The organism is Pseudorhizobium flavum, assembly GCF_044142885.1.
In the GTDB taxonomy this organism is placed as follows: domain Bacteria; phylum Pseudomonadota; class Alphaproteobacteria; order Rhizobiales; family Rhizobiaceae; genus Neorhizobium; species Neorhizobium flavum.
Genome location: NZ_JBIOKZ010000002.1, coordinates 307625 through 334313 on the forward strand (window position 1 = coordinate 307625; position 26689 = coordinate 334313).

The following is a 26689-nucleotide window of genomic DNA, read 5'->3' on the forward strand; positions in this document are numbered from 1 at the left end:
GCTTCTGTCGGAGGTAGGTCTATCAGGCGGCCCGGAAAGGCTGACCGATGAAATCCATGACCTCGCCGAACCATTTTGCCGACAGATCGAAGTGTTTTCCACCCTTAATTCGGGGAAATTCGATCGTCCTTAACCGCCCCTCCTGGCCCTCGTCGTGACCCGTCACGCCGGAGACCTTGTCCAGCGCACTATCGACCGCAAGGTCCACCATGCTCTGGATGAGGCGCAGGTCGCCGGGATTGGCGGGCGCCGAGCGGGCGAAGTAGCCCGACTTCTGAACCATTGAGCGTTCCGCATGGAGAAGGGATGCGAAGTGCTTCTGGAACCAGTTGCCGACGTTGATGGTGTCGATCTTCACGTGGCCGAATGCGTCGCGCTTGACCTCTTCGCCGGATGCTTCGCGCTCTGCCACGATGGCGTCGAGGCAAGCGCCTTCGGAGACGAAGAGCGTCACGTAGCCGCGCTCGTCCATGATCCGGCGCAGGCGGTCTGCCTCGGCTTCCAGATCGAAGGCCATTTCCGGCAGGTAAATGCCGTCGATGTTCTTCATCGACGTGTTCATCATCAACTGCTCGACATATTCATTGTGCTCGGTACGCTGGATGTACTTGCGCGCCGTGGCCGCTGTCAGCCACCCGCAATGCCGGCCCATGACCTCGTGGATGACAAGGGTCCGCGGTGCGGCACTCTGTTCATTGCTGACATGGTCGAAGAAATGGGCGCCGACCTCCGCAGCCGTCCAGGCGCCCAGGGACTGCCGGATCGGCACGATGTCGTTGTCGACCGTTTTCGGCAGGCCGACCACGGTCAGGTCGTAACCATTGCCGGCGAGGTATGCGGCGAGGTCCGCGGCCGTCGTGTTGGTGTCGTCGCCGCCAATGGTGTGGAGAATGGTGATGCCATCTTCCGCAAGGCGGTCGGCTGCGACCTGCAGCGGGTTGGCGCCTTCCTTGACAAGGCCGCGCTTCACGCAGTCCGCCGCATTGGTGAGCTTGACCCGGCTGTTGCCGATCGGCGACCCGCCATAGCGATGGAGCAGATGGGCGCGCTCGCGGATGTCCGTGGTGATGTCGATCCGGTCACCCTTGAGCAGGCCCTGGTAGCCGGAGCGGTAGGCAATCAGTTCGATCTCCGGCGCAATATCGGTGTAGCGCTCGATCAATCCACCGACGGCCGATGACAGGCATGGCGCAAGTCCGCCCGCAGTCAGCATCGCCACTTTTTGTTTCGCCATCGTCTTCTCCCTTCAATCGCCTTCGGCCGCAGTGGGCAATGGATGGAGCAGAGCGAAGGGGCTGTAAAGGGAATTATTCAAGAAAAACCGATATTTCCGCCTGTTCGGCAGGTCTTGCGAGACGGACGTTTCGATCTAATCGATTCAACCCGGGCGGCGGGTAATCCGGCTGTGGACAAACACCGTAGTACATTTTCGAAAGGCAGGCATGTCGCGAAACGCATGAGTTCCACATTGAACACGTAGACCTTCTGCCGAGTGAATAATTAGAAACCGTGCATGAAAGTGAAGCGGCAGCGATTGTAGGAATCAGGCGTACTGTTCGGGAAAGATGAACATAGTTTAATCTTTTCCGGGTACCCGACAATCTTGCACCCGAGCCCGTAATCTGGTCATTTGTCGTATGTTCTTCGATTTTTCCTGCTTCCAGATTTCTTCCCTTTGGGACCGGCTCCTCGGCGCAATCGGCGATACGGCCGGAAGTGCGCTTGGGCGCGTGGTCGAAGCCATACGGACACTCTTCGAAGGTGACCCCGAGACGCGGCGCCAGGTCTCGTTCTCGGTCGCCATCATCGCGCTCTCCGCCAAGATGGCGAAGGCAGACGGCGTGGTGACCGAGAAGGAAGTGGACGCCTTCCGACAGATCTTCGATTTTCCCGAAGAGGAGGCTCGCAACGTTGCGCGCCTCTACAACCTGGCGCGCCAGGACATCGCGGGCTTTGAAGCCTATGCCTCCAAGCTCGCCAACCTCTGTGGCAGCGGTGACGAGAACTGCCCGATGCTCGAGAACGTCATCGACGGCCTGTTTCACATCGCTAAGGCCGATGGCCTGATGCATGAAGGGGAGCTAGCCTTCCTGGCGCGGATTGCGGAGATCTTCGGGATCGACGAAGAGCATTTCCGGCGGATCATGGCCCGTCACGTGCATCTGGAGGGTCGCGATCCCTATCTGGTGCTTGGCGTGTCGCCGACGGACGAACTGTCCGAGATTCGTCGGATCTATCGCCGCTTGGCTTCTGAGCATCATCCGGACCGCCTGATTGCACGCGGCGTGCCGGCAGCATTGCATGCCGCGGCGAATGAACGTATGGCAGCGCTCAACGCGGCCTTCGCCGCGATCGAGAAAGAGCGCCGCGCTGCATGAACCACTTCGCTGCCGACCATGTCGGCGCAACGGTTATTCCCTCTCCGAATTTCGGGCCACGCGCCGGCGCGCGTGAGCCAGACATGATCGTTCTGCACTATACCGGCATGCCGGACCACGAGCAGGCCTTGTCGTGGCTCTGCAATCCCGACAGCCAGGTCTCGAGCCACTACTTCATCCACGAAGACGGACGCATCGTACAGCTCGTACCGGAGTCGGAGCGCGCCTGGCATGCGGGAAAGAGCTGCTGGGGCGGCGAAAGTGATGTTAACTCCGCCTCTATCGGCATCGAGATCGCCAATGCCGGACATCCGGCCGGTCTTCCTGAATTCCCGACGGCGCAGGTCGATGCCTTGATCAGATTGTGTCGCGATTGCGGCCAGCGGTGGCAGATTGCCCCGGAACGGATACTGGCGCACTCCGATGTGGCGCCGATCCGCAAGCTCGATCCGGGAGAAAATTTTCCCTGGGGAAGACTTCACGCCGAGGGGGTAGGACACTGGGTACAACCGGCGCCGGTCGGCGGCGGCCGGTTCTTCCAGCTTGGCGAAGTGGGACAACCCATCGAAGCCCTGCAGTCCATGCTCTCCCTCTATGGTTATGATGTTGAGATCAATGGGAGTTTTGACCAGCGGACGAAGGGTGTCGTCGAGGCTTTTCAACGGCATTTTCGAACCGAGCGCGTCGACGGAATCGCCGATATCTCGACGATCGATACGTTGCACCGGTTGCTGACGTCACTGCCAAGATACAACCTGGCGTAACGTCTACAGGGCACGCTGGTTCCGTGGCGCAATCGTAAAATAATTCCCGTGCCACATCATTTCCTCAATGGGCCGTTTTAACCGGGCTCATCAACGTGGTCGCCGCCAATGGACGGGGGGATCACAAAACATCAATGACTTGGGATGCTTCCCGCTGTCGCTGCGTCTGACGGACGTGGTGCGCAGATGCCGATCCGTGGCCGGAGCATCCCTGATCCGGAGAATTCTTTCAGACATGAATAGATCGATTGTTGCTCTCGCGGCGTGCTTCACCATGCTTGTTGCCCTTCCCCAGGCGTCCTTCGCTGCGGAGGAAAAGACCAAGTCGAAGACCCTCGCGCTGGAAACGAAGGTCAGCAAGCCGGGATATGCTTCGCCGAAGAACGCCGTCTCGGATGCCGCGCATGCCGGCAAGCCCTATTCGAAGATCATCGCCAAGTACGCCAAGGCCTACGGCGTGCCAGTCGATCTCGCCCACGCGGTGGTCCAGGTCGAGAGCAACTTCAACGCCAAGGCGCGCGGCAGTGCCGGCGAAGTCGGGCTGATGCAGATCAAGCCGGCGACGGCGCGCATGATGGGGTACAAGGGCAGCGTCAAGAACCTCTACAATCCGGAAACCAATATCCAGTTCGGCATGAAGTATCTCGCTGCCGCCCATGAACTCGGCGGCGGCAAAACCTGCGGCACGATCCTGAAATACAATGCCGGCCACGGCGCGAAGCGCATGAACCCTATTTCCAAGCGCTACTGTGGCAAGGTCCAGGCGATCCTGTCCTCCTGAGGTGCCGCGCTTTCCGCTGGCAAACTGATTCCGGAAACGGCTAGAACCGCCGACGAGAACATCGTTTTCCGGAATCGAAGCAGACGGACATGGCAGCGCATTTCAAGTACATCGTCATCGGTGGCGGCATGATGGGTGCCGCCGCCGCCCGCCACCTCTCCCAGCGTGTCGACGGTGTCGCGCTGATCGGCCCGGGAGAGCCCGCCGACTACCGATCCCATGACGGGGTCTTTGCCAGCCACTATGACGAGGCCCGAATCACCCGCCGGTTCGATGCCGATCCGCTCTGGGCAAGCTTCGCGCAGCGAGCGATCGACCGCTACCGGGAGATCGAGGAGGGCAGTGGTATCCGCTTCTTCTCCGAAGCGGGATGCCTGTTTGCTGGACCCGAGCCCAGGTCCCATGCCGACTATCTCCACCGCGCAACCGAGGTCGCCACGTCTACGGGCCTGGAGATCGAGAGGCTGACGTCCGGCGAACTCCAAAGCCGCTTTGCGCAGTTCGACTTTCCGTCCCATCTGATCGGCTATCACGAATTGTCGCAGGCCGGTTACATCAATCCGAGAGCGCTGGTGCGTGCGCAAATTGCACTGGCGAAGCGCGGCGGCGCGACGGTGCTGGATGCGCTTGTGACATCGGTACGGGAGGAGGGAAGCTGGGTCGAGGTCATTGCCGGCGGTGAGACCTTCCATGCCGACCGCGTGCTGATTGCTGCGGGCGCCTTCAGCAACCTCAACGCTCTCCTGCCTCGTCCTATGCAAATCCGCGCGGCGCCGCGAACGGTGGTCTTCTTCGAACTCGACGAACAGGCCATGGATGTCTTCGGCGCGATGCCGTCCACCATCGTCTTTACCGAGCGCGAAGAGGATCATGTCTATATCCTGCCGCCGGTCCGCTACCCCGATGGAAAAATCTATCTCAAGCTCGGTGGCGACATAGAGACTGGCGATCTGGCACGCCCGGAGGAGTTCCGCGCCTGGTTCGGGTCCGATGGCAATCCCGAGGAACGCCAGCGGCTGGTCGACACGGCGCTGCAACTGATGCCGGCTCTCAAGGAACGGCCTACATCGTCTGCCGCCTGTGTCGCAACATTCACGCCGACAGGCCGTCCCTATGCAGGCGTCGTGGAATCGTCACGTATCGCGGTCCTGACCGGCGGCAATTTCGTCGCCGCGAAATCATCCGACGAACTGGGACGGCTCGGTTCGGTCCTTCTTCTGGAAGGGGGCTTAAGCGAAGACGACTACGGAAGCCTGATGACGCCACTCTTTCGGTGAGCCCTCGACATGCAAAGCTACAGATACATCATCGTCGGCGCGGGCATGATGGGGACGGCTGCCGCCCGCCATCTGTCGGGGTGGACGGATGGGGTCGCGCTGATCGGGCCGGACGAGCCGCTGGATCACTCCGCGCACGAGGGCGTCTTCGCCAGCCACTACGACGAGGCGCGGATCACCCGCACGATCGACTCTGACCCAATTTGGGCCTGCCTGGCCAATCGTTCGATTGCCCGCTATCGGCAGATCGAATGCGATTCGGGCATAGACTTCTACACGGAGACCGGCTGCCTCATCGTCGGCCCGCGACGAGCCGAGGGGAACTCCTATATCGGCGAAGTTCTGGCCGCATCGGAGCGGCTGGGCGTCGGTGTTGCTCTCCTCGACGACGTGGACCTAACGCGCAACTTTCCGTTCTTCGCCTTCCCCAGCAGAAGCGAAGCAGTCTGGGAAGCAAGGAATGCGGGACATATCAATCCGCGCAGGCTGGTACGGGCGCAGACGCTGCTTGCCGAGCGGCAGGGCTGTGCCCTGATCCGCCAGACCGTTGGCGGGATACGCGAAGAAGGCGATCGCGTCATCGTTGCGACGGAAAGCGGCGAGCAATTCATGGCGGATCATGTTCTGGTGGCCGCCGGTGGCTTCTCGATCAATACGGCGCTGCTACCGCGGCGTCTCGACCTCAAGGTCTTCGCCCGGACCGTCGCATTCTACGAGGTGGACGAAGCGGCGGTGCAGGAGTGGGGGAGCTTTCCTTCGTTGATCTGGAAATGGAGCGAGGAGGATGACGGTATCTACCTCCTGCCGCCCGTCCGTTACCCCGACGGCAAGATCTACCTGAAGATCGGCGGTGATCCGAATGACCTTCTGCTCGAGCGGGAGAGCGACATCCGTGCCTGGTTCCGGTCGGGTGGCCGGACGAGCACGCATCGGCACCTAACCGGGGTGATGGAGCGGCTCATGCCGGCGCTTGATCTTTCGCGCACCTCCATGGCGGCCTGCGTGACCTCCTTCACGCCAACCGGCTATCCGGCCATCTCATGGTCCGAGTCGAAACGGATCGGTGTGCTCGCAGGCGGCTGTGGTGCCGCGGCCAAGAGCTCCGACGAAATCGGGCGGCTTGGAGCCGAACTCCTCTTCCAGGGAGCCATCAACGACAACGGCTATGGCGTTGACTTCGAGGCCGCATTCCGCAGATGACCGGCTGCTGCCGTTTCTTCTGGCGTTGCGTTGCCAACTCCATTATCTGGGGGCGGCCAGTTGGCCGGGCAGCCGCGCTTCACCAATGCCGAAAGGCGGTGAGGTGAGGAAAGTCCGGGCTCCACGGAAACACGGTGCCGGATAACGTCCGGCGGGGGCGACCCCAGGGAAAGTGCCACAGAAAGGATACCGCCCCGCCTGCTGTCCCGCTCCCAATCGAGCGGCAGAGCTGGCGGGGTAAGGGTGAAAGGGTGGGGTAAGAGCCCACCGCGTCGCTGGCGACAGGGACGGCATGGTAAACCCCACCGGGAGCAAGACCGAATAGGGATGACGTGGGGCGCGCAAGCGCCTACAGCCGGTTTCCAGGCCAGTCATCCGGGTGGGTTGCGCGAGGCGATGTGCAAGCACCGCCCCAGATGAATGGCTGCCACGTTCCGGTTCGCGCCGGAGCCATACAGAACCCGGCTTACAGGCCAACTGGCACCTCTTTCCCTTGACGTCGTCCTGACGCAGTTCCCAGGTGCGGGCCTTGCTCAAGGCTTTCCTGAAATTCGTTCCTAAACATAGGCTTAGAAGGGTCGCGGGTGGGGCTTACGAGCCTCTTGAGAACCTCTTTCTCCGCATTGCGAACTAACCCTTTGTTAAACTTAACAGCTCATAAATAAACGATGTTGCGGCCCTGCTGCGGGGCCTCTTCCCATTGACGCCCATATGGTCCCATGCTATCCCATCACCGTACTGTTCAAGGGCGAATGAGTGCCCGCCAATCACAGAGTTTGAGGCGTTTCAACGGGCGGAGTTCCATCCGCGTCGCTGGCGAAGCTGTGTCTGGTTCAGTCGTTTGCGAGGGACGATTTGTCGTCCCCGGGAGTAGCGAGGCGGATGTCGGGCGTCATGAGCCGCTTCCTGTCGAATGCCACGAACCGGATCGATTCGAAGGGGCGGGTTTCCGTCCCGGCGAGCTTCCGTTCGGTTCTGGTGGAGAGGGGAATTCAGGAGCTTTACTGTCTCCAGGATTTTATCTTTCCGGCGATCAGCATTGGTGGACCGGATCTGCTCGATCGGTACGAGCGGCAGATCGCGTCTGTCGATCCCTTCTCGCCGGAGGCGAACAGGATGTCGCTGCTGGTTCATGGTGGCGGCGTCTTCATGAGGCTCGATGCGGAGGGCCGGCTGATGGTCACGGATTTCATTCGCGACTTCACGGGAATCAGCACGGAAGTCACCTTCGTGGGGCGCTCGGATCATTTTCAACTGTGGCAGCCGCAGGCGTTTCACGAGGCGCAGGCGGCGGCAAGAGCAGGGCGCTTTCCGCGTCCTGCCTAGGACGGGGGATCGGAATGGCGGCGAATCTTGGTGGAGGCGTGCCCGAAACCGAAGGCGGACCGGTTCGCCACATTCCTGTTCTTCTCCCGGAGGTGATGTCGGCCCTCGACCTGGCGCCTGGTCAGATCGCCCTGGACGGTACTTTCGGTGCGGGCGGATACACTTCGGCCATGCTCGATGCTGGCGCCCAGGTCATTGCGCTCGATCGCGATCCGACCGCCATCGCCGGCGGCCGTGAATTGGTGGCTGCAAGCGGCGGCAGGCTGACGCTGATCCAGTCGCAGTTCTCCCGCCTCGCGGATCATGCGCCCGCCGGCGGGCTGGATGCCGTCGTGCTCGACATCGGCGTCTCCTCCATGCAGATTGACGAGGCCGAACGCGGCTTCTCCTTCCAGAGGAATGGGCCGCTCGATATGCGCATGTCGGCCGAAGGCGTATCGGCCGCCGATGTGGTGAACCGGGCCAAGGTCGGCGACCTCATCCGGATATTTGGATTCCTAGGCGAGGAAAAGCAGGCCGGACGGATCGCGCGGGCAATCGAAAAGCGTCGTTCTTCGGAACCGTTCACGACCACGCGCGACTTGGCCAACCTCATCGAGAGCGTCAATCCGCGCAAGGCCAAGGACAAGATCCATCCCGCCACGCGCGTCTTCCAGGCCCTGCGCATCTTCGTCAATGACGAACTCGGCGAACTGGCGCAGGCGCTGTTCGCGGCGGAGCGCGCGCTAAAGCCGGGCGGTCGGCTCGTGGTGGTGACCTTTCATTCGCTCGAGGACCGGATCGTCAAGAAATACTTCTCCGATCGTTCCGGCAAGGCGGCGGGCTCCCGCCACCTGCCCATGGTTGTCGAGAAGCCCGCGATCTTCGAGCCGGTCGGCAAGGGCGTAGTCAGCGCCACGGAGGAGGAGGCGGAACTCAATCCTCGGGCACGCTCCGCCAAGCTACGGGCAGGGCGCCGCACGGATGCGCCGGCCCGCGCGGCGGACATGGGCATTTTCGATCTGCCGGATCTCGCCAGCCTCGCCAAGATGGGAGCCGCCTGATGCTGAGAAGCCTCGACCTCGTTCTGATCGGCGTAATGACTGCCGCGGCCGTTGTGACCTATACCATCAAGCACCGGGCCGACGACAAGCTGCAGGAAGTGCGGCGCCTCGAGGCCGAGATCGTCCTCGAAAAGGATACGATCGATCTGCTGAAGGCGGATTGGGCATTGTTGACCCAGCCGAACCGGCTGGAGCGCCTGATCTCAGCGTATCAGTCGGAGCTGCAACTGGTGCCGACGCAGCCGACGCAACTTGCCATGCCCGTCGAACTGCCGATGCCGCGGTCGCAGCTGCCAATGCCGGAGACGACGATCGAGGAACTGATCGCCAGCGCTGGTGGTGAAGTCGCTGCTGCCATCAAGGGCGTAAACGCGGCAAGGAATGCGGCCCCCTTGAACGGGATTCCCGTGCCGATCCCGCGAGGAGGCGTGCCCCTGGATGCAATCTCAACTGGATCGGTGAGGCGCTGATGTCGTTTCTTTCGCGCATCATGGTGTTGAAAAGTCGCGCGCACCTGTCGACGGGGAGCCGCCGCAGCACGGCGGTATCGGGTGACAACACGTTCGAGGGCGTTGGTAAGCGTAAGGCCGCGCAGGCGCGCAATCGTGTCGGGCTGATCATCGTCGGCTTTGTCGCCGTGTACGGCGTCATTGGTGGCCGGTTGGTTCAGTACGGAATGGCGCAACCGGAGATCACCTCCAGCATCATGCCTGCAGACAGGCTGATGGCTTCCCGTCCCGATCTTCTCGATCGCAACGGCGAGGTGCTGGCGACCGACATCCGCACCGTTTCGCTCTACGCGGAGCCCCACAAGATTGTCGACGCCGACGAGGTCATCGAGAAGCTCGCGACTGTCCTGCCTGATCTCGACGCCAGATCGATCTACGGGAAGCTCTCCTCGAAGTCGCATTTCCAGTGGCTGCGTCGCCAGCTGACGCCGAAGCAGCAGAGCCAAATCCTTGCACTTGGAATTCCCGGCATCGGCTTCCGGCCGGAGAAGCGGCGGTTCTACCCCGGTGGCGCGACCGCCGCTCACGTGGTGGGCCACGTCAACATCGACAACCGCGGCGTTGCCGGCATGGAACGGTATGTTGACAGCCAGGGCCTTGCCGATCTGGCAGCGGTCGGCATGACGTCCGACCAGCCGCTGGAACCGGTCCGGCTGTCTATCGACCTCAGGGTGCAGTCGATCGTGCGGGAGGTGATCTACTCGTCGATCGACAAGTACCAGGCCGTGGGTGCGGGGGCCGTCGTCCTCGACGTCCATACCGGGGAAGTCATCGCAATGGCATCCGCTCCGGACTACGATCCCAACACCCCGGCGGCGGGTGCAGAGGAAGGCTGGCTTAACCGGATGTCGAACGGCACGTTCGAGATGGGGTCGACCTTCAAGGCCTTCACCACAGCGATGGCGCTCGACTCCGGCAAGGTCAAGATGACCGACAGCTTCGATGCCCGCTTTCCGATCCGCATCGGCGGCTTCACGATCAAGGATTTCCACGGCAAGGGCCGCATGCTGACAGTCCCGGAGGTCTTCCAGTATTCCTCCAACATCGGCACCGCAAAAATGGCGGACGTCGTCGGGATCGAGGGGCAGAAGGAATTCCTCACCCGTCTCGGCCTTCTGACCCGCATGCAAACGGAACTGCCTGAGGTGGCGATGCCCAGTCAGCCGCGGGAATGGAAGAAGATCCATTCGGTCACAATCTCCTTCGGTCACGGCGTTTCCACGACGCCGCTGCAGACGGCCGTTGCCGTTGCTGCTCTGGTGAATGGCGGCAAGCTCATTCCGCCGACCTTCCTCCCGCGGACCCGGGACGAAGCGGATGTCGTGGCGCAGAGGGTGATGAAGGAATCGACGAGCGAAGACATGCGCTTCCTGTTCGACTGGAACGCCACAAAGGGTTCAGGCAAGCGCGCGCTGGTCGAGGGCTTCAACGTCGGAGGCAAGACGGGAACCGCCGAGAAGGTGGTCAACGGTCGCTATTCGAACGAGAAGAACTTCAACGTCTTCATCGCCGCCTTCCCGATTCACGAGCCGCAATATGCCGTGCTTACCTTCATCGACGAGCCGAAGACCGGAGAAGGCGGAGGGCGCACAGCCGGCCTCAATGCTGCCCCGATGGTACAGGACATCATCAGCAGGTCGGCGGCGATTCTCGGTGTAAAACCACGCTTCGGCGAGGATGGTTCGGCCCTTTTGGTATCGTATTAGGCGATAATGATTCACGGGCGATTCGAGAGAGCCTGCCTGACCAATGATGAGAGTACCGCTGATGAAGTTACGCGACCTGGCCGGCGATGATTTTCCGGAGATCAGCGAACTGCTCGCCGGAGCGACGGGCGATGTCGAGATCGGCGGCATCTCTGCCGACAGCCGAAAGGTCGGGCGCGGCATGCTTTTCGCGGCGCTGCCCGGGACGAAGGCCGACGGCGCTCGCTTCATTGCCGACGCCGCGAAACGTGGCGCCGTTGCGGCTGTCGCAGGTCAGACGGCCGATGCCCCGGTTCCGGTCCTGACCGTCTCCAATCCGCGCCGCTTTCTGGCTTTGGTTGCGGCGCGCTTCTATGGGGCGCAGCCGGCCACCATGGTCGCCGTCACCGGGACCGCCGGCAAGACGTCCGTCGCCTCCTTCACCCGTCAGATATGGGCACATGCCGGCCATCCTGCCGCGCAGATAGGTACCACCGGCGTCGTTTCGCCGACCCGCCACGACTATGGATCCCTGACGACGCCGGACCCGGTTGGGCTCCACGCGCTGCTGGCGGAACTTGCGGCAGAAGGTGTGACCCACGCCGCGATGGAAGCATCCAGTCACGGGCTCGATCAGTGCCGTCTCGATGGCGTGCGCCTCGCGGCGGCCGGGTTTACCAATCTCGGCCGCGATCACATGGATTATCATCCGACGATCGAAAGCTATATGGCCGCGAAGATGCGGCTCTTCGATACGCTGCTGCCGAAAGGTTCGCCGGCGGTCATCTTTGCGGATGACGAATGGTCTGCGGAAGCGATCCGCGTTGCAGGTAAATCGCAGCTTCAGGTGCTCACCGTCGGCCGCAAGGGGGATTACCTTGCTCTCAAGCGCGTGGAGCACTTCCGCCACAAGCAGACTGCCGAGATCCATTTCGGCGACGAGATCTTCGAGGTCGACATTCCTCTGGCGGGCGACTTCCAGGTAGCAAATGCACTCGTGGCTGCGGGTCTGGCGATATCGACCGGCACGCCGGCTGCAGTTGCGATGGCGGCGCTGGAGAAGCTGCAAGGCGCTTCCGGACGCCTGGAGCTCGTGGGGCAGACACGCGAAGGGGCCTTGGCCTACGTGGATTATGCCCACAAGCCCGATGCGCTGGAGAACGTCCTGTCGTCCGTGCGACCCTTCACCACCGGGCGGGTCGTGGTCGTTTTCGGATGTGGCGGTGACCGTGACAAGGGCAAGCGCCCAATCATGGGGGAGATCGCGACACGGCTGGCGGATGTGGTGGTCGTAACTGACGACAATCCGCGTTCCGAGGTCCCGGAGGTCATCCGGTCTGAGATCATGGCGGCGGCACCCGGTGCCACCGAGATCGGCGACCGGATGGCGGCGATCCGGCATGCCGTCTCCCTTCTGAGAGCGGGTGACACTCTCATCGTCGCTGGCAAGGGGCATGAGGAAGGGCAAACGATCGGCGACCGGGTCCTGCCGTTCTCCGACCACCTGGAACTGCGCAAGGCACTGGAGGAGATGACATCTTGAGCTGGCTCTGGACCTGCGATGCAATGGTTGGCGCAATGGAAGGGCGGCCGGTGGGTACGCTTCCGGAGGGTATCACCGGCATCTCGATCGACAGCCGTTCGATAGCCCCCGGGGAAGCCTTCTTCGCCATCAAGGGCGACCGCGTCGATGGTCATGACTTCGCCAGTATCGCCGTGGCGAACGGGGCCTCACTGATCGTGGTGAGCGAGGCGAAGCTGCCGGCCATGGGGCGGTTGACCATCCCGATGATCGTCGTGGAGGACGTGCTGGCGGCGCTCGGAAAGCTCGGCGTCGCCTCTCGTGAACGGAGCCGCGCCCAGATCGTCGCGGTGACCGGCTCGGTCGGCAAAACGACGACCAAGGAGATGCTGCGGCACGTTCTCGCGCCGTCCGGCAAGGTGCATGCGGCGGTTGCTTCCTTCAATAATCACTGGGGGGTGCCGCTGACGCTGGCCCGCATGCCCGAGGAGGCGCAGTTCGGCGTCTTCGAGATCGGCATGAATCATCCGGACGAAATCCGCCCGTTGGTGAAGATGGTGCGTCCCCATGTGGCCATCATCACCACGATCGCCGCCGCCCATCTCGGTCACTTTCGCAATCTCGAGGAGATCGCGGCCGCCAAGGCGGAGATATTCGAAGGTGTGGAACCCGGTGGTGCAGCGATTCTAAATCGCGACAACAAGCAGTTCGCTTTCCTCGAGCAGCGGGCCCAGGAGGTCGGCGTTGGCCGCATTTACACATTCGGCCAGCATGCCAAGGCAGACTTCCGGCTGGCCGATTTCGAGGGCAATGCGCAAAGCTCGACCGTCTGGGCGACGCTCAGCGGCGAGACGGTGGAGGTGGAGATCGGTACTCCGGGCAGGCACATTGCTGAGAACGCCATGGCTGCACTTGGCGCTTGCACGCTGGTTGGTGCGGATCTCGGCAAGGCGGTCGCGGCGCTCGCAGAACTGCGACCGGTCAAGGGCCGCGGCGAGCAGCACAGGCTCGGTATCGGCGAAGGCATCCTGACGCTGATCGATGAAAGCTATAATGCCAACCCGGCGTCCATGCGTGCCGCGATCGCGCTTCTTGCCGCATCGGAGCCCGTCGCGTCCGGGCGGCGGATCGCCGTACTCGGCGACATGCTGGAAATGGGGGAGTTTTCCGCCAAGGTCCACGAGGAACTGGCAGGGCCGATTTTGGCAGCTGGCATCGAGCATGTGTGGCTGGCGGGCGCTGAAATGGCGGTCCTTCGGGATGCGCTACCGGAGAGCGTGCATTGCGAGTACCGGTCGACGACGGAAGAGCTCCGGGATTTTGCCGTGCGCGCCGTCAAGCCGGGTGACGTGGTCATGGTGAAGTCTTCCCTCGGCATCGGTTTCGGAAAGATCGTCGCTGCGCTTATTGACAATTATCCGGCAGTCTCCGAGACGGAGCGCCAACTTTAATTCGGCTTCTAGAAAGGGCCATGGATGCTCATCTGGCTTGTGGAACTGGCGGATACGTTTCAAATCTTCAACCTGTTCCGATACATCACGTTTCGCACCGGTGCGGCACTCTTTACCTCTGCATTGATCGTCTTCCTGTTCGGTCCCGCGATGATCGCCTCGCTGCGCGTACGACAGGGCAAGGGACAGCCGATCCGCGCCGATGGCCCTCAGACCCACTTCAAGAAGGCCGGCACACCCACGATGGGCGGGCTGATGATTCTCGCGGGGATCATCGGCGGATCGCTGCTGTGGGCGGATCTGTCGAACATCTACGTGGTCGCGACGCTGCTGGTGACGCTCGGTTTCGGCGCGATCGGCTTCTATGACGACTATCTCAAGGTGACCAAACAGACGGACAAGGGTTTCTCCGGAAAGGCTCGGCTGGGGATCGAGTTCCTGATTGCCGCGATCGCCGTGTTCTTCATGATGCGCATCGCTTCAGCCACCGGGCAATCCGCCAATCCTAACCTCGGCACCTCGATCGCCTTTCCATTCTTCAAGGATTTCCTGGTCGACCTGGGCATCTTCTTCGTCCTGTTCGGCGCTTTCGTGATCGTCGGGGCCGGGAACGCGGTGAACTTGACGGATGGACTTGATGGACTTGCCATCGTCCCGGTGATGATCGCCGCAGCCTCCTTCGGTGCCATCTCCTATCTCGTCGGCAACGGCGTCTTCGCAAATTATCTGCAGATCAATTTTGTCCCCGGCACCGGGGAACTGGTCGTCATCCTCGGTGCCGTGATCGGTGCCGGCCTCGGCTTCCTCTGGTTCAATGCGCCGCCAGCCGCGATCTTCATGGGGGACACGGGCTCGCTCGCCCTCGGCGGACTGATCGGCTCCGTTGCTGTCGCGACGAAGCACGAGATCGTCATGGTCATCATCGGCGGCCTGTTCGTCATGGAAACCCTGTCGGTCATCATCCAGGTTGGCTTCTTCAAGCTGACGGGCCGGCGCGTCTTCCTCATGGCGCCCATCCACCATCATTTCGAGAAACTCGGATGGACCGAGAGCCAAGTGGTCGTCCGCTTCTGGATCATCGCCGTCGGGCTGGCGCTGCTCGGCCTCTCGACACTCAAGTTGCGGTGAGGGGGAGATGATCCCGGTCACCACATTCGCCGGCAAGAAGGTCGCACTCTTCGGGTTGGGCGGCTCCGGGCTTGCCACCGCACAGGCCTTGCAGGCCGGCGGAGCCGACGTGACGGCGTGGGACGACAATCCGGACAGTGTCGCCAAGGCGGCTTCGGCCGGCATGCATACCGAGAATCTGCGCTCCATTGACTGGCCGCAGATGGCCGTCTTCGTCCTGTCGCCGGGCGTGCCGCTGACCCATCCGAAGCCGCACTGGAGCGTTGATCTCGCCCGTGCCGCCGGTGTCGAGATCATCGGTGACATCGAACTCTTCGTGCGTGAGAGGCGGGCATTCGCGCCCGATTGCCCGCTCATCGCCATTACCGGCACCAACGGCAAGTCGACGACGACCGCGCTTGTCGCCCACATCTTGAGGAGCAGCGGCCGTGACACGCAGCTTGGCGGGAATATCGGCACCGCGGTGCTGACGCTCGATCCCCCGAAGGCTGAGCGTTACTATGTCGTCGAGTGCTCCTCCTACCAGATAGACCTTGCGCCGACACTCGATCCGACTGCCGGCATCCTGCTCAACCTGACACCGGACCATCTCGACCGCCACGGCACGATGCAGCACTATGCCGACGTCAAGGAGCGGCTGGTGGCGGGCAGCGACATTGCCATCATCGGCATCGATGACAGCTTCTCGACCCTCATCGCCGACCGGGTCGAGCGGGCAGGGGTGAAGGTTCGTCGAATCTCCAGGCGCAACGTTGTTGTCGACGGGATCCATGCCGAGGGGAGCCGGCTCTTCAGGGCCGAAGGCGGCGCGAGTTCGCTGTTCGTCGACCTGGAGGGCATCGCAACCCTGAGGGGCGGGCACAATGCCCAGAACGCAGCGGCGGCAATCGCGGCCTGCCTTGCGGTCGGCGTCGATGCTGATGAGATCCGCGAGGGTCTGAGGTCGTTTCCGGGACTGAAGCACCGCATGCAGCCGGTTGCGCGCCGCGGAAGCGTGCTGTTCGTCAATGATTCCAAGGCGACCAATGCTGAAGCCGCTGCGCCGGCTCTGTCGAGCTATGACCGCATCTACTGGATTGCCGGTGGATTACCCAAGGAAGGCGGTATCGCAAGCCTCGCACCACTCTTCCCGCATATCGTCAAAGCCTTTCTGATCGGAGAGGCGGCACCGGCCTTTGCCGCGACGCTTGGGCAGGCTGTTCCTTACGAGATTTCCGGGACGCTCGAGCGTGCAGTCGCCCATGCCGCTGCGGAGGCTGAGGCGGAAGGCAATTCGGCTGCTGTAATGTTGTCGCCGGCTTGCGCCAGCTTCGATCAGTACAGGAATTTTGAGGTCCGCGGAGATGCATTCGTGAGCCATGTTGCCGAACTCGACGGCGTCACCATGCTGGTCGAGACGAACAAGGGGATTTGACCATGGTAAGCCGCGCCGACCGGGGACCACTGGCGGATTGGTTCTGGACGATCGATCGCTATTTCCTTGCGGCGTTCATCCTTCTGATGGGGATCGGCTTCATGCTGTCCTTCGCCGCATCGCCGCCGGTCGCCGAACGGCTCGGCCTCGACAGCTTTCATTTCGTGGAGCGACACGCCGTCTTCATTGTCCCGTCGCTGATGGTGATGATCGGGTTGTCGTTCATGACGCCGCGCCAGGTGCGTCGAGCCGCCATCATTCTGCTGGCCGTCTCGCTGCTGATGATGGTGATGGCGCTGTTCTTCGGCGTGGAAGTGAAGGGGTCGCGCCGATGGGTCTCCATCGGCAGCTTCTCCATCCAGCCCTCGGAGTTCATGAAGCCGGCCTTTGTAGTGGTGTGCGCATGGCTGTTTGCCGAGCATGCCCGCCAGCCGGAAATTCCCGGCAATCTCTTCGCGATCATCCTGTTCGGCATTGTGGCCGCGCTGCTCGTTGCCCAGCCCGACCTGGGGCAGACGATTCTGACCGCGGTCGTCTGGGGCGGCATGTTCTTCATGGCCGGCATGCCGTGGCTCTGGATCATGGTTCTCGGGGCAGTCGGTATCGTCGGCTTTGCCTCGGCATATTACATGTTGCCGCACGTGACCGGGCGTATCGACAGGTTCCTGACCGGCGAGGGCGACACGTTCCAGGTGGACACGGCCCGCGATGCGATCATCCGCGGCGACTGGTTCGGGCAGGGCCCGGGCGAAGGCATCGTCAAGCGCATCATTCCCGACAGCCATACGGACTTCATCTTCTCCGTGGCGGCGGAGGAATTCGGAATCCTGTTCTGCATGCTGCTGGTGCTCATCTTCGCCTTCATCGTTCTGCGCGGCCTCGGTCACTCCTTCAAGGAGCGCAACGATTTCGCCCGCTTTGCCGTCGCCGGCCTCGTGCTGCAGATCGGCATCCAGTCGATGATCAATATCGGCGTCAATCTCGAACTCCTGCCCGCGAAGGGAATGACCCTGCCACTGATCTCCTACGGCGGCTCCTCGATGATTGCGATCTGCGTGACGGCAGGCTTCATCCTCGCACTGACCCGGCACCGTCCGGAAAAGCGGGCGCAGGAGCGCAGCCTCTTCCGCATTGCGGGCGTTCCGGCGGAGTAGACAATGGCCAGTGGCATCATCCTTCTTGCCGCCGGTGGGACCGGCGGGCACCTTTTTCCTGCCGAGGCCCTTGGGCACGAACTGAAGGCACGCGGCTACGCCGTCCACCTCGTGACCGACAGGCGCGCCGAACGCTTCGCCGGAAGCTTTCCTGCGGACGAGATCCACGTCGTCCCCTCGGCGACCTTCGGATCGAAGAATCCCATCGCGATGCTGCGCACGGCGTGGGCCTTGTGGACGGGCCTGCGGGCCGCCCGCCGCCTCATCGGGCGGCTGAAGCCGGCCGCCGTCATCGGGTTCGGAGGGTATCCGACCGTTCCGCCCCTGCTTGCTGCGACATCAATGGGCGTGCCGTCGCTGATCCACGAGCAGAATGCTGTGATGGGCCGCGCCAACAAGGCGCTCGCCTCGCGGGTACAGGCAATTGCAGGTGGCTTCCTGCCGGATGATCACGGAGCCCATGCGGCAAAGACGGTGACGACCGGCAATCCGGTGCGCCCCGCCGTCCTGCAGGCCGCCGGTTCGCCGTACCTCGCATCCCGGAGTTCGGAAGAATTTCGCCTCCTAGTCTTCGGCGGCAGTCAGGGCGCACAGTTCTTTTCCTCCGCAGTACCCGCGGCGATCGCACGTCTCGACGGTGTGGATCGAAGCAGGCTTAGGGTAACGCAGCAGGCACGGGCGGAGGACCACCAGGCGGTCGCCGATCACTATCGTGCGCTCCAAGTTCCGGCGGAGGTGTCGCCCTTCTTCGCCGACATGGCCGAACGTCTTCGCTTGGCGCATCTGGTCATCTGTCGGTCCGGAGCCTCCACGGTGTCGGAAGTCGCCGTGATCGGCCGTCCGGCCATCTTTGTTCCCTATCCCCATGCCCTTGACCACGACCAGGCAGCCAATGCTGCAGCGCTCGTCGAGCGGGGGGGGGCAGAGGTCGTGGCGCAGTCGGAGCTGTCACCCGAGCGGCTTACCCAGATGATTTCGTCAGCGATGAAGGTGCCGGAGCGGCTTGAAACTATGGCGGCTGCCGCCCGGCAGGCGGGGCATCCGGATGCGTCGGCCTTGCTCGCGGACCTGGTTGTAGCTATTTCCGAGCGGAAATCGGTCGCGGAATTCAAAGGAGTGCGTTCATGAAGATGCCGAAGGCCATCGGGCTCGTTCATTTCGTCGGCATCGGCGGCATCGGCATGAGCGGTATCGCGGAAGTGCTCCACAATCTGGGCCATCGTGTGCAGGGCTCGGACCAGTCCGACGGCGCCAATGTCCAGCGATTGCGCGAGAAGGGCATACCTGTCTTCGTCGGCCATCGGGCGGAAAACCTCGGAGAGACAGAAGTCGTGGTCGTGTCGACCGCGATCAGGAAGGACAACCCGGAACTGGTCGCCGCACGCGAGCGCTTCCTGCCGATCGTCCGGCGTGCGGAGATGCTTGCTGAGCTGATGCGTTTCCGCAATGCGATCGCGATCGGTGGTACGCACGGCAAGACCACGACGACCTCGATGGTCGCGACGCTTCTCGAAGCTGGAAACCTCGATCCTACTGTTATCAATGGCGGCATCATCAACGCCTATGGAACCAATGCCCGCATGGGTGAAGGCGAGTGGATGGTGGTCGAGGCGGACGAATCGGACGGGACCTTCCTCAAGCTCCCTGCGGACGTCGCAGTGGTCACCAATATCGATCCGGAGCATCTCGACCATTACGGCAGCTTCGACGCCGTCCGCGCTGCCTTCCGGCAGTTCGTCGAGAATGTGCCTTTCTACGGCTTCGGCGTACTGTGTATCGATCATCCGGAAGTGCAGGCGCTTGCGGCGCGAATCGAAGATCGCAAGATCATCACCTATGGCGAGAACCCGCAGGCCGACGCCCGCTTTTCCAATGTTCGCATGGAAGGGACGAAAGCCATCTTCGACGTCGAGATCCGCCGCCGTCGCACGGGGAGGGTCTTCAGCTTCAAGGACCTGACACTGCCAATGCCCGGGCGGCACAATATTTCGAACGCCACCGCGGCAATCGCCGTCGCCAATCGGCTCGGCATTTCCGAGGAAGACATCCGCAAGGGGCTGGCGGCCTTCGGTGGCGTCAAGCGGCGCTTCACGCTGACGGGGACCTGGAACGGCGTTTCCGTCTTCGACGACTACGGCCATCATCCGGTGGAGATCAGGGCGGTCCTGAAGGCGGCAAGGGAATCCTGCTCGGGGCGGATAATCGCAGTCCACCAACCGCATCGTTACACGCGTCTTTCCAGTCTCTTCCAGGAGTTCGCGACCTGCTTCAATGATGCCGATAGCGTCATGCTGGCGCCGGTCTACGCTGCTGGAGAGGATCCGATCGAAGGCGTGGATTCGGAAGTCCTGGTCGGCAAGATCCGGGCCGCCGGCCACCGCGATGCGCGCTACATCTCCGGCCCTGGCGAACTTGCGCCGATCGTAGCCGGCATTGCGAAGCCGGGTGATTTCGTGGTTCTTCTGGGGGCTGGTAGTATCACGCAATGGGCGGCAGCGCTGCCCAGGGAACTGGAAAGCGTATCGGGACAGTCGTAATGAAGCAGGTGCATGGTGAAAAGCTGCTGGCCTCACTCGGTGAGGGCGTCAAGGACCTTCGTGGGCGGTTGACGCCGGATGCGCCGATGGACCGCGTGACTTGGTTCCAGGCCGGCGGACTGGCAGAACTGATGTTCCAGCCGCATGACGTGGATGACCTCGTCACCTTCCTGAAGATACTCCCGGCTGAAGTGCCGCTGACGGTCGTTGGCGTCGGCTCCAACCTGCTTGTTCGCGACGGGGGTATCCCGGGCGTGGTCCTGCGCCTGTCGGCAAAGGGGTTCGGGCAGGTCGACCTTGCAGGGGACAATCGCATCCGCGCCGGCAGCATATGTCCCGACAAACATGTCGCGGCGATGGCAATGGATCACGGCATTGGCGGTTTCGCGTTCTACTACGGCATCCCGGGCTCCATCGGCGGCGCGCTTCGCATGAATGCGGGGGCGAACGGCACGGAGACTGCGGATCGTGTGGTGGAAGTCCATGCCGTCGACCGGCAGGGCAATATCCATGTCCTGGACAAGGCGCAGATGGGCTACGGCTATCGCAAATCGAGCGCTCCGGGCGACCTGATTTTTACCCATGCAATCTTCGAAGGCTATCCGGACGATCGTGCCAAGATTCGGCATGAGATGGATGCGGTGCGCCAGCACCGCGAAACGGTCCAGCCGGTCAAGGAGAAGACCGGCGGCTCGACCTTCAAGAACCCCGAGGGTCATTCCGCCTGGAAGCTGATCGACGAGGCGGGGTGCCGCGGGCTCGTCTGCGGCGGCGCTCAGATGTCCTCGCTCCATTGCAACTTCATGATCAATACCGGCAATGCCAGCGGTTACGATCTTGAATATCTCGGCGAAACGGTTCGCCAGCGGGGCTTCGAGCATTCAGGAATCAAGCTGGAATGGGAGATCAAGCGGCTCGGAATCTTCATGCCGGGTCGGGAAGTGAAGCCATTCCAGGGCGTCGCCACCGAATAGAGCAGCATTAGAAGATTCTGAAAAAAAGGCTGTCAGCCCATGCGGTTGGCGGCCTTTTTTGATGTCTTGAATCAGATTCACGATGTGGGGTGGAGCGATTGAAATTCCACGCCTTTTCCGCCTCGGTTAACGAAAGTAAACGGTTTGTTAACCATATGCCGGCAGTATGAACCTGCGCGGCGGGATCCGGACTCGCATCGGGAACAGGTCGGCGCAAGCAAAGCTGTGCAAGGATGCGTACTTTTTCCGGAGGTCGTTCGATGAGTGACAAGCATGTGGCTGTTCTGATGGGAGGGTTTTCCTCCGAGCGGCCCGTGAGCCTGTCTTCCGGGGCGGCTTGCGCCCAGGCCCTCGAAGCTGAAGGCTACCGTGTCACGCGCGTCGATGTTGATCGCAACGTCTCCGGCGTTCTTTCCGATCTTCGTCCGGACGTCGCCTTCAATGCCCTCCACGGCCCTTTCGGCGAGGATGGTACGATTCAGGGTGTTCTGGAGTACCTGCAGATTCCCTACACGCACTCCGGCGTCCTTGCGTCGGCGCTGGCCATGGACAAGGGGCAGGCGAAGCATGTTGCCAAGGCCGCGGGCATCCCGGTCGCCGAGGCACGGGTGATGAGCCGCTTCGATATCGGTAATCGCCACCCAATCGAGCCGCCTTATGTCGTAAAGCCTGTACGCGAGGGTTCGTCCTTCGGCGTTGTGATCGTCAAGGCGGACCAGTCCCATCCGCCGCAAGTTCTGTCGTCGGATGAGTGGCGCTACGGCAACGAGGTAATGGTCGAGCGCTATGTCCATGGTCGCGAGCTGACCTGCGGCGTCATGGGTGACGCAGCGCTCGGCGTAACCGAGGTCGTGCCGACGGGGAATGCCTTCTACGATTATGACGCGAAGTACGCAGCGGGCGGATCGACGCATATTCTTCCTGCGCAGATTTCATCGAATGTTTACCAAAAGATCCAATCTTTGGCCCTCAAGGCGCATCAGGCGATGGGCTGCCGCGGCGTGAGTCGATCCGATTTCCGCTACGACGACCGCGTTTCCGAAGACGGCGAGGTGATCTGGCTGGAGGTCAATACCCAGCCCGGCATGACCCCGACTTCGCTGGTGCCCGAAATGGCCGCGCATGCCGGCCTCTCGTTCGGTGATCTCGTCCGTTGGATGGTGGAGGACGCATCGTGTCTGCGTTGAGCGGCCAGAGTTCTGCAGGTTTCAAGGGGGGCGCATCTCGCGCCTTTCCTGCGGTGGAGGATCGTCGGGTTCTCCCGCGTCCGCTCCGTCGTATCGTTCGCTTCGCGGTCAGCCTGGCAAGCGGCCGCGTTCATATTCCTCGCCATATCGGGACGGTTTCGACCTTCGCCTTCATGGGGGTTGTGGGCCTCTACGGCATGTCCGTTGGCGGGCATAGTGCTGTCGTTTCGCAGGCGGTAACAGCCTCGGCGGGTTTTGCGATCGAGGATGTTCGCGTTTCCGGTAATGACCAGACCTCCGAGATCGATATCCTGCAGCTTCTCGGTCTGGATGGGACGACCTCGCTCGTCGCTCTCGACATTGAGGCTGCCCGCAAGAAGCTTTCCGAACTGCCTTGGGTCGAATATGCGGAAGTCCGCAAGGTCTATCCGAAGACCATCGAGGTCACGCTCAGGGAGCGCAAGGCCTTCGGCATTTGGCAGCATGGCGACGAGCTTTCCCTGATCGAGAGGAACGGCGCCATCATCGGGCCGCTGCGGGACGGCAAGTTCGCCTCGCTGCCGCTGTTCGTCGGTCGCGATGCCGAGACGAGGGCCGCCGCCTTCGTGGAGGAACTGGCCGGCTGGCCGGAGCTCGGCAACCGAGTACGCGCCTATGTCCGCGTAGCTGGTCGGCGTTGGGATCTGCATCTCGACAACGGCGTCGTCCTCAAGCTGCCGGAGCAGGGCGTGCAGAACGCGCTTGCCGTTCTGTCGCGCCTGGAAGCGGAGCAGGGGCTCTTGGAGCGGGACATCGCTGCGGTGGACCTGCGGCTCAATGACCGCACCACCATACAGTTGTCACAAGGCGCGCTCGAGCGCCGCAACGAGGCGCTGGAGCTGCGAAGCAAGGCACTCAAGAAAGCAGGAGTGCGGTCATGAGCCTCTTCGGTTCGGGTCACTTCCTGCCGCGCCTCAAGCCGCTTTCCTCCAAGCGTAGCCACGTGGTCACGGTGCTGGACATCGGGTCGACCAAGGTCGTCTGCATGATCGGCCGGCTGACTCCTCGCCAGGAGAGCCTCGTGCTCCCAGGGCGGACCCATAATGTCGAGATCATCGGCATTGGGCACCAGCGGTCCCGCGGCGTGAAATCGGGAGTGATTGCGGATCTCGATGCGGCCGAAAGCGTCGTGCGACTTGCCGTCGACGCCGCCGAGCGGATGGCTGGCCTGACCGTCGATAGCCTGATCATCAACGTCTCCGCCGGTCGTCTTGCAAGCGACGTCTACACGGCCACGATCGACCTTGGCGGTCAGGAGGTCGAACAGGCCGACCTGCGCAAGGTGCTGGTGTCGGCAAGCCAGCAGTCGCAGCGGCAGGATCGGGCGATCCTTCATTCCCTGGCAACGGGTTATTCTCTCGATGGCGAGCGCGGCATCCGCGATCCCCTCGGGATGTTCGGCGATCTCCTCGGCGTCGATATGCACGTGGTCTCCGCCGAACGGGCGACGCTCAAAAATCTGGAACTGTGCGTCAACCGCGCTCACCTGTCTGTCGAAGGCATGGTTGCGACGCCCTATGCCAGCGGCCTCGCAGCCCTGGTCGATGACGAGGTCGAATTGGGATGTGCCGCGATCGACATGGGTGGCGGTACGACGACCATTTCCGTCTTCGCTGAAGGCAAGCTGGTTCACACCGATGCGATCAGCCTCGGCGGCCACCACGTCACGACCGATCTTGCGCGAGGGCTTTCCACACGGATCGAGGATGCCGAGCGCCTGAAGGTCGTCCACGGTTCTGCGCTCGCCAACGGGGCGGATGAACGCGACATGATTTCCATCCCACCGATCGGCGAGGATGATCGGGACCTGCCGACGCAGGTGCCCCGCTCGCTGGTCACCCGGATCGTCCGGGCCCGCATCGAGGAAACTCTGGAATTGATCCGCGACCGGATCGAGAAGTCCGGCTTCAGCCCGATCGTCGGCAAGCGCGTCGTCCTGACGGGTGGTGCCAGCCAGTTGACGGGGCTGCCGGAGACGGCGCGCCGGATCCTGGCTCGCAACGTGCGGATCGGGCGCCCGATGGGGATTTCCGGCCTGCCGGTCGCAGCCAAGGGCCCCGCTTTTTCCACGGCTGTCGGGCTGATGATCTATCCGCAGGTGGCCGAGATGGAGACGCATGCTTCGCAGGGGGGGCTGATAAGCTCCCTCGGCAGTGGAAATGGCCGGCTGGCTCGTATGGGCCAGTGGCTCAAGGAGAGTTTTTGACGTCCGTCCCCAAAAGGGCGGCGGCATGAAGAACAGCAATGAATCGGCCGGCGGCGATGCGGCCAAAGTTAGAAGGAACGGTACCCATGACTATCAAGCTGCAGAAGCCGGACATCACTGAACTGAAGCCCCGCATCACCGTCTTCGGCGTTGGCGGTGGCGGCGGCAATGCCGTCAACAACATGATCACCGCCGGGTTGGAAGGCGTCGATTTCGTTGTCGCCAACACCGACGCGCAGGCGCTGACGATGACGAAGGCCGACCGGATCATCCAGATGGGTGTGCAGGTTACCGAAGGTCTGGGTGCAGGTTCCCAGCCGGAAGTTGGTCGCGCCGCCGCCGAAGAATGCCTGGACGAGATCGTCGACCACCTGAACGGCACCCACATGTGCTTCGTCACGGCCGGCATGGGCGGCGGGACGGGAACGGGTGCGGCTCCGGTCGTGGCGCAGGCTGCCCGCAACAAGGGTATCCTCACCGTCGGCGTCGTCACCAAGCCGTTCCACTTTGAGGGCCAGCGCCGCATGCGGCTTGCCGAATCCGGCATCCAGGAACTGCAGAAGTCGGTTGACACGCTGATCGTCATCCCCAACCAGAACCTCTTCCGCATTGCCAACGACAAGACCACCTTCGCCGACGCCTTCGCGATGGCCGACCAGGTGCTCTATTCTGGCGTTGCCTGCATCACCGACCTGATGGTCAAGGAAGGCCTCATCAACCTCGACTTCGCCGACGTCCGCTCGGTCATGCGTGAAATGGGCCGCGCGATGATGGGGACCGGCGAGGCTTCCGGCCCCGGCCGCGCCATGCAGGCCGCGGAAGCGGCGATCGCCAACCCGCTCCTCGACGAGACCTCGATGAAGGGGGCGCAGGGCCTGCTGATCTCGATCACCGGCGGTCGCGACCTCACCCTCTTCGAAGTCGACGAGGCAGCAACCCGCATCCGTGAAGAAGTCGATCCGGACGCCAACATCATCCTCGGCGCCACCTTCGACGAGGCCCTGGAAGGTCTCATCCGCGTATCGGTAGTGGCAACCGGCATCGATCGTGCCACGGCACAGATGGACGGCCGCTTCACCGATACCCGGCCGGCCGCCGCTGCCGCACGCCCGGTGATCCGTCCGTCGGCCGCGATCGCACCGTCCGCAGCCCCGGCCGCTGCTGCACCGCAGCCGGCTCCGATTGCGCAGGCACCGAAGGCTGTGGATCCGATTGCCGAGACCATCCGCCAGGCAGAAGCCGAGATGGAACGCGAACTGGCCATCGCCGACATGCCGCGCCACGCCGCTCCGCAGCCGGTCGCACAGCAGCCCGTTGCTGCTCCGGCAGAGCCGGAGTTCCGTCCGCAGAGCCGCATCTTCGCCGCAGCGCCGGCAGAAGCTCCCGTTCTTCGGGCCCCGGCCGCCCCGGTGATGGCGGCACAGCCGGCGCCGGTCGCTGCCCAGCCCGCACCCCGGATGGCGCCTCAGTTGCACCATGAGCAGGTCGCGCCGGCAATGGCTCCCGAGTCCGTCCGCATGCCGAAGGTCGAAGACTTCCCGCCGGTCGTCAAGGCAGAGATGGACCATCGCGCGCACCCGGCACAGCACGTGCAGGAAGAGCGCGGTCCGATGGGCCTTCTGAAGCGGATCACCAATTCACTCGGCCGTCGTGAAGATGACGAGCAGGTCGCGGCTGACATGACCGCGCCGGCACCGAGTGCGGCTCCGCAGCAGCGCCGTCCGCTGTCGGCAGAGGCCAATCTCTACGCTCCGCGTCGCGGTCAGCTGGACGACCATGGACGTGCCGTCCCTCAGGCCGGCATGCATCATGAGGACGACCAGCTGGAGATCCCGGCCTTCCTGCGCCGCCAGCACAACTGACGCTGCGGCAACAGTTTGATTGAAGGCCCGGAACAGTGTTTCGGGCCTTCGTTCGTTGTCGTGGGTTCGCGCGGAAAAGCTTCATAATTTCCGACGCTTGGCAGCGTAACAATCCGAAATGAACAGTGATTTGGAATGTTCCAGCACTCTGCGTAGAAAAGCAGCAAGAAGGCAGGCGACTCGCGGATAGCGGTCACGCCTGCTGCCAAGGTCTTGATCGAGGATCAGGACCAACGCATGAGAAAGCAAGAC

The 26689-nt window shown here is 62.7% G+C and carries 22 protein-coding genes and 1 other RNA gene; 22 read left to right on the forward strand and 1 reads right to left on the reverse strand.

Annotation, left to right across the window (positions count from 1 at the left end; genetic code table 11):
- Positions 1-22: 22 nt before the first annotated feature.
- The gene (locus ACEPP2_RS04985) at positions 23-1234 is read right to left on the reverse strand and encodes a pyrophosphate--fructose-6-phosphate 1-phosphotransferase (RefSeq protein ID WP_395515971.1); all 1212 of its coding nucleotides are present in this window, start codon (positions 1232-1234) and stop codon (positions 23-25) included.
- Positions 1235-1637: 403 nt separating this feature from the next.
- Between ACEPP2_RS04985 and ACEPP2_RS04990 the strand changes: the two genes are divergently transcribed.
- The 22 genes from ACEPP2_RS04990 to ftsZ all read left to right on the forward strand — a co-directional run bounded on the left by ACEPP2_RS04990 (position 1638) and on the right by ftsZ (position 26437).
- A complete protein-coding gene (locus tag ACEPP2_RS04990) occupies positions 1638-2378 on the forward strand; it encodes a TerB family tellurite resistance protein (protein ID WP_395515972.1) in 741 nt (246 codons plus the stop codon).
- The gene (locus ACEPP2_RS04995) at positions 2375-3142 is read left to right on the forward strand and encodes an N-acetylmuramoyl-L-alanine amidase (protein WP_395515973.1); all 768 of its coding nucleotides are present in this window, start codon (positions 2375-2377) and stop codon (positions 3140-3142) included. The genes ACEPP2_RS04990 and ACEPP2_RS04995 overlap by 4 nt, the downstream gene beginning before the upstream one ends.
- A gap of 235 nt (positions 3143-3377) precedes the next feature.
- On the forward strand, positions 3378-3923 hold the full coding sequence (locus tag ACEPP2_RS05000; protein WP_395515974.1) for a lytic transglycosylase domain-containing protein: 546 nt from the start codon (positions 3378-3380) through the stop codon (positions 3921-3923).
- A gap of 89 nt (positions 3924-4012) precedes the next feature.
- Positions 4013-5200, forward strand: coding sequence for an FAD-dependent oxidoreductase (locus ACEPP2_RS05005; protein ID WP_395515975.1), 1188 nt, complete (start codon positions 4013-4015; stop codon positions 5198-5200).
- A 9-nt stretch (positions 5201-5209) separates the two neighbouring features.
- Complete coding sequence (locus ACEPP2_RS05010; protein ID WP_395515976.1) at positions 5210-6400, forward strand: NAD(P)/FAD-dependent oxidoreductase; 1191 nt, start codon at positions 5210-5212, stop codon at positions 6398-6400.
- A 56-nt stretch (positions 6401-6456) separates the two neighbouring features.
- An RNA gene (gene rnpB, locus ACEPP2_RS05015) (RNase P RNA component class A) lies at positions 6457-6885 on the forward strand.
- A gap of 409 nt (positions 6886-7294) precedes the next feature.
- Complete coding sequence (gene mraZ / locus ACEPP2_RS05020) at positions 7295-7726, forward strand: division/cell wall cluster transcriptional repressor MraZ (RefSeq protein WP_395516167.1); 432 nt, start codon at positions 7295-7297, stop codon at positions 7724-7726.
- A gap of 14 nt (positions 7727-7740) precedes the next feature.
- Positions 7741-8769 carry a 16S rRNA (cytosine(1402)-N(4))-methyltransferase RsmH gene (gene rsmH / locus ACEPP2_RS05025; RefSeq protein ID WP_395515977.1) on the forward strand — a complete coding sequence of 343 codons (1029 nt, stop codon included), beginning with the start codon at positions 7741-7743 and terminating at the stop codon, positions 8767-8769.
- Positions 8769-9239 (forward strand): cell division protein FtsL, encoded by a 471-nt coding sequence (ftsL, locus tag ACEPP2_RS05030; RefSeq protein ID WP_395515978.1) that lies wholly within the window; start codon positions 8769-8771, stop codon positions 9237-9239. The genes rsmH and ftsL overlap by 1 nt, the downstream gene beginning before the upstream one ends.
- Positions 9239-10984 carry a peptidoglycan D,D-transpeptidase FtsI family protein gene (locus tag ACEPP2_RS05035; RefSeq protein WP_152339906.1) on the forward strand — a complete coding sequence of 582 codons (1746 nt, stop codon included), beginning with the start codon at positions 9239-9241 and terminating at the stop codon, positions 10982-10984. Before ftsL ends, ACEPP2_RS05035 begins: the two co-directional genes overlap by 1 nt.
- A 61-nt stretch (positions 10985-11045) precedes the next feature.
- Positions 11046-12506, forward strand: a complete 1461-nt coding sequence (locus ACEPP2_RS05040) for a UDP-N-acetylmuramoyl-L-alanyl-D-glutamate--2,6-diaminopimelate ligase (RefSeq protein ID WP_395515979.1) — start codon at positions 11046-11048, stop codon at positions 12504-12506.
- On the forward strand, positions 12503-13936 hold the full coding sequence (locus tag ACEPP2_RS05045; RefSeq protein ID WP_281976857.1) for a UDP-N-acetylmuramoylalanyl-D-glutamyl-2,6-diaminopimelate--D-alanyl-D-alanine ligase: 1434 nt from the start codon (positions 12503-12505) through the stop codon (positions 13934-13936). The genes ACEPP2_RS05040 and ACEPP2_RS05045 overlap by 4 nt, the downstream gene beginning before the upstream one ends.
- 24 nt (positions 13937-13960) lie before the next feature.
- Positions 13961-15064, forward strand: a complete 1104-nt coding sequence (mraY, locus tag ACEPP2_RS05050) for a phospho-N-acetylmuramoyl-pentapeptide-transferase (RefSeq protein ID WP_052638714.1) — start codon at positions 13961-13963, stop codon at positions 15062-15064.
- 7 nt (positions 15065-15071) lie between these two features.
- A complete protein-coding gene (murD, locus tag ACEPP2_RS05055; protein ID WP_395515980.1) occupies positions 15072-16478 on the forward strand; it encodes a UDP-N-acetylmuramoyl-L-alanine--D-glutamate ligase in 1407 nt (468 codons plus the stop codon).
- A 2-nt stretch (positions 16479-16480) separates the two neighbouring features.
- Positions 16481-17632 carry a putative lipid II flippase FtsW gene (gene ftsW, locus ACEPP2_RS05060; protein ID WP_077546619.1) on the forward strand — a complete coding sequence of 384 codons (1152 nt, stop codon included), beginning with the start codon at positions 16481-16483 and terminating at the stop codon, positions 17630-17632.
- A gap of 3 nt (positions 17633-17635) precedes the next feature.
- Positions 17636-18760 carry an undecaprenyldiphospho-muramoylpentapeptide beta-N-acetylglucosaminyltransferase gene (gene murG, locus ACEPP2_RS05065; RefSeq protein ID WP_395515981.1) on the forward strand — a complete coding sequence of 375 codons (1125 nt, stop codon included), beginning with the start codon at positions 17636-17638 and terminating at the stop codon, positions 18758-18760.
- Complete coding sequence (gene murC / locus ACEPP2_RS05070) at positions 18757-20169, forward strand: UDP-N-acetylmuramate--L-alanine ligase (RefSeq protein ID WP_395515982.1); 1413 nt, start codon at positions 18757-18759, stop codon at positions 20167-20169. The genes murG and murC overlap by 4 nt, the downstream gene beginning before the upstream one ends.
- Positions 20169-21143, forward strand: coding sequence for a UDP-N-acetylmuramate dehydrogenase (gene murB / locus ACEPP2_RS05075; RefSeq protein ID WP_395515983.1), 975 nt, complete (start codon positions 20169-20171; stop codon positions 21141-21143). Before murC ends, murB begins: the two co-directional genes overlap by 1 nt.
- A 260-nt stretch (positions 21144-21403) precedes the next feature.
- Positions 21404-22330, forward strand: a complete 927-nt coding sequence (locus ACEPP2_RS05080) for a D-alanine--D-alanine ligase (protein ID WP_281976862.1) — start codon at positions 21404-21406, stop codon at positions 22328-22330.
- The gene (locus ACEPP2_RS05085) at positions 22327-23250 is read left to right on the forward strand and encodes a cell division protein FtsQ/DivIB (RefSeq protein ID WP_281976946.1); all 924 of its coding nucleotides are present in this window, start codon (positions 22327-22329) and stop codon (positions 23248-23250) included. Before ACEPP2_RS05080 ends, ACEPP2_RS05085 begins: the two co-directional genes overlap by 4 nt.
- Positions 23247-24575, forward strand: a complete 1329-nt coding sequence (gene ftsA, locus ACEPP2_RS05090) for a cell division protein FtsA (protein ID WP_052638705.1) — start codon at positions 23247-23249, stop codon at positions 24573-24575. Before ACEPP2_RS05085 ends, ftsA begins: the two co-directional genes overlap by 4 nt.
- Before the next feature lie 86 nt (positions 24576-24661).
- Positions 24662-26437: a cell division protein FtsZ gene (ftsZ, locus tag ACEPP2_RS05095; RefSeq protein WP_395515984.1), complete on the forward strand. Its 1776-nt coding sequence runs from the start codon at positions 24662-24664 to the stop codon at positions 26435-26437.
- Positions 26438-26689 lie beyond the last annotated feature (252 nt).

Bases quoted from the DNA above. Each gene is read 5' to 3' on its own strand.
- ftsZ (WP_395515984.1), top strand. From the start codon at position 24,662: ATGACTATCAAGCTGCAGAAGCCGGACATCACTGAACTGAAGCCCCGC.
- murC (WP_395515982.1), top strand. From the start codon at position 18,757: ATGAAGATGCCGAAGGCCATCGGGCTCGTTCATTTCGTCGGCATCGGC.
- ftsA (WP_052638705.1), top strand. From the start codon at position 23,247: ATGAGCCTCTTCGGTTCGGGTCACTTCCTGCCGCGCCTCAAGCCGCTT.
- mraY (WP_052638714.1), top strand. From the start codon at position 13,961: ATGCTCATCTGGCTTGTGGAACTGGCGGATACGTTTCAAATCTTCAAC.
- murD (WP_395515980.1), top strand. From the start codon at position 15,072: ATGATCCCGGTCACCACATTCGCCGGCAAGAAGGTCGCACTCTTCGGG.
- ftsW (WP_077546619.1), top strand. From the start codon at position 16,481: ATGGTAAGCCGCGCCGACCGGGGACCACTGGCGGATTGGTTCTGGACG.
- mraZ (WP_395516167.1), top strand. From the start codon at position 7,295: ATGAGCCGCTTCCTGTCGAATGCCACGAACCGGATCGATTCGAAGGGG.
- murB (WP_395515983.1), top strand. From the start codon at position 20,169: ATGAAGCAGGTGCATGGTGAAAAGCTGCTGGCCTCACTCGGTGAGGGC.
- ACEPP2_RS05080 (WP_281976862.1), top strand. From the start codon at position 21,404: ATGAGTGACAAGCATGTGGCTGTTCTGATGGGAGGGTTTTCCTCCGAG.
- murG (WP_395515981.1), top strand. From the start codon at position 17,636: ATGGCCAGTGGCATCATCCTTCTTGCCGCCGGTGGGACCGGCGGGCAC.
- ACEPP2_RS05005 (WP_395515975.1), top strand. From the start codon at position 4,013: ATGGCAGCGCATTTCAAGTACATCGTCATCGGTGGCGGCATGATGGGT.
- ACEPP2_RS04990 (WP_395515972.1), top strand. From the start codon at position 1,638: ATGTTCTTCGATTTTTCCTGCTTCCAGATTTCTTCCCTTTGGGACCGG.
- ACEPP2_RS05000 (WP_395515974.1), top strand. From the start codon at position 3,378: ATGAATAGATCGATTGTTGCTCTCGCGGCGTGCTTCACCATGCTTGTT.
- ACEPP2_RS05010 (WP_395515976.1), top strand. From the start codon at position 5,210: ATGCAAAGCTACAGATACATCATCGTCGGCGCGGGCATGATGGGGACG.
- ftsL (WP_395515978.1), top strand. From the start codon at position 8,769: ATGCTGAGAAGCCTCGACCTCGTTCTGATCGGCGTAATGACTGCCGCG.
- rsmH (WP_395515977.1), top strand. From the start codon at position 7,741: ATGGCGGCGAATCTTGGTGGAGGCGTGCCCGAAACCGAAGGCGGACCG.
- ACEPP2_RS04985 (WP_395515971.1), bottom strand. From the start codon at position 1,234: ATGGCGAAACAAAAAGTGGCGATGCTGACTGCGGGCGGACTTGCGCCA.
- ACEPP2_RS04995 (WP_395515973.1), top strand. From the start codon at position 2,375: ATGAACCACTTCGCTGCCGACCATGTCGGCGCAACGGTTATTCCCTCT.
- ACEPP2_RS05035 (WP_152339906.1), top strand. From the start codon at position 9,239: ATGTCGTTTCTTTCGCGCATCATGGTGTTGAAAAGTCGCGCGCACCTG.
- ACEPP2_RS05040 (WP_395515979.1), top strand. From the start codon at position 11,046: ATGAAGTTACGCGACCTGGCCGGCGATGATTTTCCGGAGATCAGCGAA.